An 8,938-nucleotide genomic window follows, 5' to 3' on the forward strand; every position below is an offset into this window, starting at 1 on the left:
TGAGCTGCTCGACGTGCCGCGTATAGCCCTGGGGGAAGAGGCGGCCGGCGTGTTTGCCAGACGCGAGGGCCTGCAGCCGCGCAAGCATGTCCTTGTTACGACCGGCCAGCACCACGAGCTGGAAGTCACCGCCTGCGGAGAGCAGCGTATCGGCGAGCTCGTCGAGCGCGCCCACGCCGGCGCCGCCACCCATGACGAGGTAGGTCGGGCGCGCCGGGTCCATGCCGAAACCGCGCGCCAGCGCGTCCCGGTCGTGTGTTTCGGCGAAGGCCGGCATCACCGGGATGCCGGTGGTGTGCACGAGTGTGGTGGGCAGCCCCACCGCATGCATGCGATACGCGATCTCCGGGCTCGCCGCGAAGTAGCCGCTCATGCCGGGCACGATCCACATGCGGTGCAGGTCGAAGTCGGTCACCTGCAGGTATACCGGCGCCGTGACGCGGCCCTTGCGGATCTGCCGCGCGAGCATTTCCGCCGGCAGGAAGTGCGTGCAGACGATGGCGTCGGGCGCGAACGCCGTGATCGCGGCACGCAACCGCCGCGTGTTCAGGCGCTCGATCGTGCGGCGCATGCGCTGCACCACCGCGTCGGGGCGCGCATCATCGGTGATGCGGTAAAGCATGCCCCAGATCCGCGGGTACCGCGTGATCAGGCCAAGGTAGAAATCGGCGTAGATCCGTCGGAAGCTCGACGGCACGTAATCCATGACATCGAGGTGGCGCGCTTCCACGTCGCAGCCATCGGCCGCCAGCGCACCGACCGTGGCTTCAAGCGCATCCGCGGCGCGCACGTGCCCCGCGCCAGCGGATACCGACAGGAGCAGGATGCGCCGCTTCACCCGCAGTACTTGGCCAGCAGCGCCTGTTGCGCCGAATGCGGGGACTCGCCCGCCACGGGATGCCGCCGCGTGTAACGACCATCCTGGCCCAGCATCCACGCCTGGGTGTTGTCGCGCAGGTAATTTTCCAGCGTTTCCTCGTAAACGCGCTTGAACAGGTCGGGCTCAAGGATCGGCACGCCGACTTCGATGCGGCGCATGAGGTTGCGTTCCATCCAGTCCGCGCTGGCGCAATAAAGTTCGGGCTCGCCATCGTTGGCGAACCAGTAGACACGGCTGTGTTCGAGGAAGCGGCCGATGATCGAGCGCACACGGATGTTCTCCGATACGCCCTTGACGCCCGGGCGCAGCGTGCACGCGCCGCGGATGATCAGGTCGATCTGCACGCCCGCCTGCGACGCGCGGTACAGCGCTTCGACCACGTGGGCCTCGTTCAGGGCGTTGAGCTTCGCGACGATGCGCGCCGGGCGGCCCTGGCGCGCATGCTCGATCTCGCGCTCGATCTTGCCCATGACGCTGCTGTACAGCGTGAAAGGCGAATGCAGCAGGCGCTTCAGCTGGATCATCGGGCCCAGGCCCGAGAGCTGCTGGAACACCTTGTGGATGTCCTCGCCGATCTCGGCGTTCGAGGTCATCAGGCCGATGTCCGTGTAGCCACGGCTGTTGCCCTGGTGGTAGTTGCCGGTGGAAAGGTGCACGTACCGGCGCAGGCCACTGCCTTCGCGCCGCACGATCAGCAGCATCTTCGCGTGCGTCTTGTATCCGACCACGCCGTAGACCACCTGCACGCCCGCTTCCTGCAGGCGGTTGGCGAGGCCGATGTTGGCTTCCTCGTCGAACCGCGCGCGCAGCTCGATCACCACGGTGACGTCCTTGCCGTTGCGCGCGGCATCCACCAGCAGGTCGACCAGCGGTGAATCCTTGCCGGCGCGGTAAAGCGTCTGCTTGATCGCGAGTACCCCGGGATCCTGCGACGCACGGCGCAGCAGCTCCACCACCGAGGCGAACGACTCGTAGGGGTGGTGCAGCAACACGTCGCGCTCGCCAAGCACGTCGAATTCATTCACGCCCTTCGCGAAGGCCGGCGAAAGGCGTGGCGTGAAGTGCGGGACCTTCAGCTCGGGGCGATCGAGCTGGTCGTAGATCACGCCGGAGCGGATGATGTTCACCGGGCCGTCGCAGCGGTAGATATCGGCGTCTTCCAGCTGGAAGTTCGCCATGAGCATCTCGGGGATCGCGCGCGGGCAATCGGCACCGACTTCAAGCCGGACCGGGCGCGCGTAGCCGCGGCCCGCGAGTTCCTCGCTGAGCGCGCGGGCGAGGTTTTCCACCTCGGCCTCTTCGACCACGAGTTCGCTGTTGCGGGTCACCCGGAACTGATAGGCGGCGCACACCTGGAAGCCAGGGAAAATCTCGTCGGCGAAGCTCTGCAGCACCTCGGCCAGGAACACGAAGTCGCCATCGCTGCCTGACACCTCCGCAGGGATGCGGATGATCCGGGGCAGGGAGCGCGGGGCACGGACGAGCGCCATGTGGCCTTCGCGGCCAAAGGCATCGCGGCCCTTGAGCACGACGGCCAGGTTGAGTGTCTTGTTGAGGATCCGCGGGAACGGATGCGCCGGGTCGAGGCCGAGCGGCGACAGCACCGGCATGATCTCGTTCTGGAAGTAACCCTGCAGCCAGCGGCGCTGCTTGTCCGACCACTGGTCACGGGTGAGGAAGCGGATGTCCTGGGCGCCGAGCGCCGGCCCGAGCTCCTCGTGCCAGATGCGGTAGATCTCGCGCACCAGTTCCAGCGTGCGCTCGCGGATGCGCGAGAGGATCTCGCCCGACGAGAGGCCGTCCGCGCCGGGCAGGGCGACGCCGAGGGCGTGCTTATGCTTGAGCACGGCGACGCGCACCTCGAAGAATTCATCGAGGTTGTTGCTCACGATGGTGAGGTAGCGCAACCGTTCCAGCACCGGCACGTCCGGGTCGCTGGCCTGGGCCAGCACGCGGAAGTTGAATTCCAGCGCCGCCAGTTCGCGGTTGTTGTAGAGCTCGGGGGCCCCGAGGTCGATCTTGGCGCTCATGCGTTCCGCGGCTCGTTTCATGACCGCCGATGGTGGACCATCGCCGGCCGCCGCGGAAAGGGGCATCGCAGCAACCTGCGGGCGCCAGGAAGCCATGCGTTCAGGCCGGTGCGCCCGCCACGTCGTGCAGGCGGCTGCCATCCAGCAGACGATCGCTGCCGAAAACGCAGGCGAAGGTAGAGCCCTTGCCGGGTTCGCTCTCGATCGAGAGGCGCGCCTGGTGCAGGTTCAGCACGTGCTTGACGATGGACAGGCCCAGGCCGGTACCGCCGGAATCGCGCGAGCGGCTCGACGAAACGCGGTAGAACCGCTCGGTCAGGCGGGCGATATGCGCGGCGGGGATCCCGAAGCCGGAATCCTGCACCGAGAAGCGTGCGCCACCGTCGGTCGCGGCCCAGCGGATGGCGATCTTGCCGCCTGTCGGGGTGTAGCGCACCGCGTTGCCCACCAGGTTGCCGAAGGCGCTGTGCAGGTCCTTGGTGGAACCCAGCAGGTCGTAACCGGTGGCGACGTCGAGCGAAATGGTATGCCGGCCCTGGCTCAGCGCTTCGGCTTCCTTGCGCAGCGACGCCAGCAGGGGCGCCATCTGTACGTGTTCTTCGGCGAGGTGGTCCTGCGTCTCCAGGCGCGAAAGCGTGAGCAGGTCTTCGACGATCTGGCCCATGCGCTTGGATTGCGCGCGCATCTCATCGAGCACGGGCGCCAGCTCGGGCACGTCTTCCGGATCGAGCAGCTCGAGGTACCCGTGGTTCACGGTGAGCGGGGTACGCAGCTCGTGCGACACGTTGGCCACGAAGTCGCGGCGGATCTGCTCCAGCCTCGTGAGGTGGCTCGTGTCGCGCGCCAGCAACACGCGCTGGCGGCTACCGAAGGGGAGCAGGGTCGCGGTGATGTGGCGGTTGGGGTGGCCCGGCGCGGTCACGTCCGTCAGCGGCTCGCGGGCACCTTCTTCCAGCCATTCGGAAAGTTCGCTGTTCTTCAGCACATCCGTAATGAAGCGGCCGCGGTCGCGCGGACCCTTCAGGCCGAGCAGTTCCTCCGCCGCGTGGTTGAACCAGCGGACATGCTGCGCGTGGTCCAGCAGGACCACGCCATCGGGGAGGGAACCGGCCGCGCTGCGCAGGTCGCGGAGGCGGGAGGCGATACGGCGTGTGCGGGTCATGAGACGGTCATGCTCAGGGTGGGGCGTTGCAGGCGATTGCAACATTGGCCCGGCCATATGACGGAATAGCGACAGCAGCACGACGATTTCCAGCAGCGCGATAACGCTCACGCCCGCTAGCGCCGAGCCCGCGAGCACGCCCACCGCGCCACCCGCGAAAAGCAGGGCGGCGCAGGTGGCGGGCAATCGCCAGGAGGTCAGGAAGCTGGGTGGCATGGCGGGTAACCGGCGGTCTGGTGGTTCGCACCATAACGCGGCTGGCCCGCGTTAGCCTAGGTATTGGCGGAGAAGCGGTAGCCCGCGCCGCGCACGGTCTGCACCATGTCGTCGAGCTTCCACGGCTCCAGTGTCTTGCGCAGGCGGCGGATGTGCACGTCCACGGTGCGTTCTTCCACGTACACGCTGCCACCCCAGACATGGTCGAGCAGCTGCGCGCGTGAGTAGACGCGTTCCGGGTGGGTCATGAAGAAGAACAGCAGGCGGTATTCGGTCGGCCCGATCGGCACGGCGTCGTCCCCGGCGAACACGCGGTGCGCCGGGCCATCGATGCGCAGCCCGCCCAGTTCCACCACGCCCGAGCCGTCATCGCCCTGGCTGCGGCGCAGGACGGCCTTGATGCGGGCGATGAGCTCACGGGTGGAGAACGGCTTGATGACGTAGTCATCCACGCCGGCCTCGAGGCCGTTGACCCGATCCATCTCCTCGCCGCGGGCGGTGAGCATGATGATGGGGATTTCGCGGGAAAGCTCCTCGCGGCGCAGCCGGCGGGCCAGCTCCAGGCCGCTGGTGCCCGGGAGCATCCAGTCGAGCAGGATCAGGTCCGGTACGCGCTCGGAAATGGCCATCTGGGCGGCGCGGGCGTCCGCGGCGTGTGCCGCATCCATGCCCGCCTTGCGAAGCGCGAACGCGACCATGTCGCGAATCGATGCTTCGTCTTCCACGATAAGAATGCGCTTATGCACGCTATGAACCGCTTGGTGGCTGTGACCGTCATATTGCAGCCATGCAGTGTTACACGGCAATGACAACGGTCACATTCGGCCCGTGCCGATAAGGGGCATGGCCTGCTGGGTCCGGCCGTCCGGATTGTCATCGGTGGCCACCCGGCGCTTGCGCAGCTCCAGCAGGAGCGGGGTCAGGTCCGCGATCTGGGCCTGGACCCGCGAGCGCTGGTAGAAGTCGAGGTCGTCGCGCTTCAGCAGCCGGCGCAGCTGTTCCATGGCGTCGAACGGCCGCCCGGAGAGATAGGCGGCATTGGCATAGGCCTCCGCGGCCCGGACGCTGTCACCGGCCCGCTCGCTGGCCTGGGCATAGGTCCGGAAGATCTCGGGGTCATCGCTGTTGTCCAGCATGGGGCGGAGCAGGGCGGCCGACTGCTGGGCGCTGGCCGTGCTGCCCTGGACCGCGAGCGCCTTGGCGTAGCCCAGGGCAACCGCGACGTTACGCGGCGAGTTCGCGTGCAGCGCCTTGTAGATGGCCGTGGCGTCACCATAGCGGCCGGCATCCAGGTACGCGTCGGCCATGGCCAGGCGCAGTACCACGCTATCCGGCAGCTGGGCGAGGAGTGGCTGGAGCTGCTCCACGGCCTGGGCGCCGCGGTTGCTGCGGGTGAGCGCCACCGCGTAGCCGTAGCGATTGGCCGCGGTGTCGAAGTCCTTCCGCTTGAGGTTGGTGGCGTAGTACGCGGCGAGCTTGCCGACATCGCCCGACAGCACGCGCACGCGCTCGCGCATCAGCGCATAGGTATCGCCCACGCTGTCCCTGGCGACCGCAGCGCCCGTGCCGGCCAGGGTGGTCGGGTCTTTCACGAAAAGCACCGGTGCGGTGTTCTTTTCCCACACCGCCTTGTCGAGCGTCGGCAGCTTCGGCCGGTCCTTCAGGCTAGCCTCGAGCACGCGCGCACGGGCGCGCGCATCGCTGATGCGGTCCAGCGTGACCGGGTGCGTCTGCAGCAGCGCCGGCAACGCATCCTCGCCCTCACCGACGCGCAGCGTGTCCTGCATGCGGCCGAAGAAATCGGCCATGGCCTCGGGATCGAAGCCCGCGTTCGCCAGCGTCTGGATGCCGACGCGATCCGCCTCGATTTCATCCTTGCGGGTGAAATTGATCTGCCGCTGCAGCAGAAGCCCCTGGCCGCCCATGAGCACGCCCGCGGCGGCATCGCCACCGGCACCACCCGCGCCCGCGGCGATGGCACCAAGCAGGACCAGCGCCAGGAGAGGCGCGTCCTTCTTCGATGCCTCGAAGGCGCGATACAGGTGGTTCTGGGTGATGTGGCCGATTTCATGCGCGATCACACCGGCCAGCTCGCTTTCGTTCTGGGTGATGTTGATCAGGCCGGCGTTGACGCCGATGTAGCCGCCAGGCGCCGCGAACGCGTTGATCTGCGTATCGCGGACGATGAAGAACTGGAAATGCTCCTTCGGCCGGTCGCTCGCCGCGACCAGGCGGTAACCCAGGTCGTTGATGTACTGGTCGAGCAGCGCGTCGTCCACGGTCAGGTCCAGCGCGTGCATCTGCCGGAGCATCTGCGCGCCGTAGTCGTCGGCCCCCCGGGGGCTGATCAGGGCGTTGGCGGAGCTGCCCAGGTCGGGCAGGCGTACGGCATCCTGCGCGCCGGCCACGAAGGTGGCGGCGGTGGTGGCGGCGAGGAGCAGCAGGCGGGGAAAGTGCGGGCGCATAAGTGAGAAAACGATACCACCACGGGGCCGGATCCGGCTTGGACCGCGCGGGCGGGCAGGGGTTCGCCATGGGGTTGTAGAATAGGCCCCAGGCCGCCATTTAGCGGTAATCAATGCGTTCGGAGACACCGTTCCATGAACACCCCCGATATCACCATCTATTCGACCGCGGTATGTCCCTACTGCGTCGCCGCCAAGAACCTGCTGAAGGCCAAGGGCCTCGCATGGAACGAGGTGCGCATCGATATGGATCCGACCCAGCGCGACATCATGCTCGAGAAGAGCGGCGGCCGCCGCACCGTGCCGCAGATCTTCATCAACGGCACCCACGTGGGTGGTTTCGACGACCTGGCGGCAGCCGACCGCAGCGGCCGCCTTGCCGAGATCCTCGAGGCGGCGCACTGATGGCCACGGACAAGACCCGCGTCGAGGAATTCACTGCCTTCCGCAAGCGCATGAACGAGCGCATCCTGGGCGAAGACAACCAGGTCGTCCGCCGTTTCTTCGCCCTGGACACCCAGACGTACCGTGAGGGCGCGCTGGATGTGAAAACCAAGGAAATGCTGGGCCTGGTCGCTTCCATGGTCCTGCGCTGTGACGACTGCATCAGCTACCACGTCGCCCAGTGCAAGGAAGCGGGCGTGAACCGCGAGGAGTTCTTCGAAGTGTTCAGCGTGGGCCTCGTCGTGGGCGGCTCCATCGTCATCCCGCACCTGCGCCGCGCCGTGGATTTCCTCGATTCGCTGGAAGGCGAGCCGGCCCAGGCGGATGCCGCGGCCTGCGCCGACCACGCCAAAGCCTGAGACAGGCCCCGGCTGGGGCCCTGATCCTTGAAGGAAGCGGGCAAAATCGCCGATAATTGGGCGATTTTTCTCCCCGGCGATCGCATCCGCGAGCGTCCAAGACCCGCTTCCTTCCAGGAGTAATCCCCATGAGCAAGACCATTGCCGTGATCCCCGGCGACGGTATCGGCCCCGAGATCATGGACGCGACCATCCGCGTCCTCGATGCCCTCGACTGCGGCCTGACCTACGATTTCGTGGACGCGGGCATGGTGGCCCTCGAGAAGCACGGCGACCTGCTGCCGCAGGGCACGATCGATGCCATCGCAAAGCACACCGTGGCGCTCAAGGGCCCGCTGACCACCCCCATCGGCGGTGGCTTCACCTCGATCAACGTGACCCTGCGCCGCAAGTTCGACCTGTACGCCAACGTGCGTCCGGCGATCAGCTTCCCGGGCACGAAGGCGCGTTACGACAACATCGACATCATCACCGTGCGTGAGAACACGATGGGTGCGTACATGGCCGAGGGCCAGACGCGCGAAGGCACCGGCGAGAACGAGGTGGCCGTCTCGGTCATCCGCAATACCCGCCCGGGCATGGAGCGCATCTGCCGCTACGGCTTCGAGATGGCTCGCGCCAAGGGCCGCAAGAAGGTCACGGCCGTGCACAAGGCCAACATCATGAAGACCTCGTCTGGCCTGTTCCTCGACGTGGCCCGTGAAGTGGCGAAGGATTTCCCGGACCTCGAGTTCCAGGAAATGATCGTCGACAACGCGTGCATGCAGCTGGTGATGAACCCGTACCAGTTCGACGTGATTGTGACGACCAACCTGTTCGGCGACATCCTGTCCGATCTGTGCGCCGGCCTCGTCGGCGGCCTGGGCCTGGCCCCGGGTGCGAACATCGGCAAGGACGCGGCGATCTTCGAGGCGGTGCACGGCTCGGCGCCGGATATCGCTGGCCAGAAGAAGGCGAACCCGTGCGCGCTGCTGCTTGCTGCGGCGGACATGCTGGATCACCTGGGCATGGTGGCCAAGGGCACGCGCCTGCGTTCGGCGATCAGCGAGGTGATGAATGCCCGCGACCGCACGACCCCGGACGTCGGCGGCACCGGCAACACCGATACCTTCGGCGATGCGATCGTCGAGCGGATCAAGGCCACGGCGTAATCGCCTCGGTGGTTCGATGACGAAAAAGCCCGGCTCCGGCCGGGCTTTTTTTTAAGCGGTTCATTCGCTGGCGCGACTGCGTGTTCTTAGCGGCTAGCGCCGCCTCGCGCTCGGACGTCTCTGGAAAGAGGCCTTGGGGCCCACCCTCGCTGCTCAGACAGGTCCTCCGCGTTCGTACCGGAGTGCGCCTCCGGCGCAAATGTACTTATTGGCCTACGGCCGCTCTCTTGT

At 66.9% G+C, this 8,938-nt stretch carries 8 protein-coding genes; 3 read left to right on the plus strand and 5 right to left on the minus strand.

Annotated elements, in window-relative coordinates; genetic code table 11:
* The 5 genes from ACTHLF_RS18995 to ACTHLF_RS19015 all read right to left on the minus strand — a co-directional run.
* Window positions 1-838: MGDG synthase family glycosyltransferase (locus tag ACTHLF_RS18995; protein WP_440329444.1), on the minus strand; the 838-nt coding region annotated here is incomplete at its 3' end.
* Complete coding sequence (gene ppk1 / locus ACTHLF_RS19000) at window positions 835-2,931, minus strand: polyphosphate kinase 1 (RefSeq protein ID WP_440329445.1); 2,097 nt, start codon at window positions 2,929-2,931, stop codon at window positions 835-837. The genes ACTHLF_RS18995 and ppk1, both read right to left, overlap by 4 nt.
* Before the next feature lie 79 nt (window positions 2,932-3,010).
* Window positions 3,011-4,288, minus strand: a complete 1,278-nt coding sequence (phoR, locus tag ACTHLF_RS19005) for a phosphate regulon sensor histidine kinase PhoR (protein ID WP_440329447.1) — start codon at window positions 4,286-4,288, stop codon at window positions 3,011-3,013.
* A 56-nt stretch (window positions 4,289-4,344) separates the two neighbouring features.
* Window positions 4,345-5,034, minus strand: coding sequence for a phosphate regulon transcriptional regulator PhoB (phoB, locus tag ACTHLF_RS19010; protein WP_045827901.1), 690 nt, complete (start codon window positions 5,032-5,034; stop codon window positions 4,345-4,347).
* Window positions 5,035-5,103: 69 nt separating this feature from the next.
* Window positions 5,104-6,753 carry a M48 family metalloprotease gene (locus tag ACTHLF_RS19015; RefSeq protein ID WP_440329449.1) on the minus strand — a complete coding sequence of 550 codons (1,650 nt, stop codon included), beginning with the start codon at window positions 6,751-6,753 and terminating at the stop codon, window positions 5,104-5,106.
* A 135-nt stretch (window positions 6,754-6,888) separates the two neighbouring features.
* On the opposite strand from ACTHLF_RS19015, the gene grxC reads away from it, so the two are divergent.
* From grxC to ACTHLF_RS19030, 3 genes are all read left to right on the plus strand, one after another.
* Window positions 6,889-7,158: a glutaredoxin 3 gene (grxC, locus tag ACTHLF_RS19020; protein ID WP_440329451.1), complete on the plus strand. Its 270-nt coding sequence runs from the start codon at window positions 6,889-6,891 to the stop codon at window positions 7,156-7,158.
* The gene (locus tag ACTHLF_RS19025; RefSeq protein WP_440329453.1) at window positions 7,158-7,556 is read left to right on the plus strand and encodes a carboxymuconolactone decarboxylase family protein; all 399 of its coding nucleotides are present in this window, start codon (window positions 7,158-7,160) and stop codon (window positions 7,554-7,556) included. The genes grxC and ACTHLF_RS19025 overlap by 1 nt, the downstream gene beginning before the upstream one ends.
* A 128-nt stretch (window positions 7,557-7,684) precedes the next feature.
* Entirely contained in the window at window positions 7,685-8,707 is a 1,023-nt protein-coding gene (locus tag ACTHLF_RS19030; protein ID WP_440329455.1) for an isocitrate dehydrogenase, read from the plus strand.
* Window positions 8,708-8,938: the final 231 nt, after the last annotated feature.

The organism is Luteibacter sp., from assembly GCF_051958795.1.
Taxonomy (GTDB): Bacteria; Pseudomonadota; Gammaproteobacteria; order Xanthomonadales; family Rhodanobacteraceae; genus Luteibacter.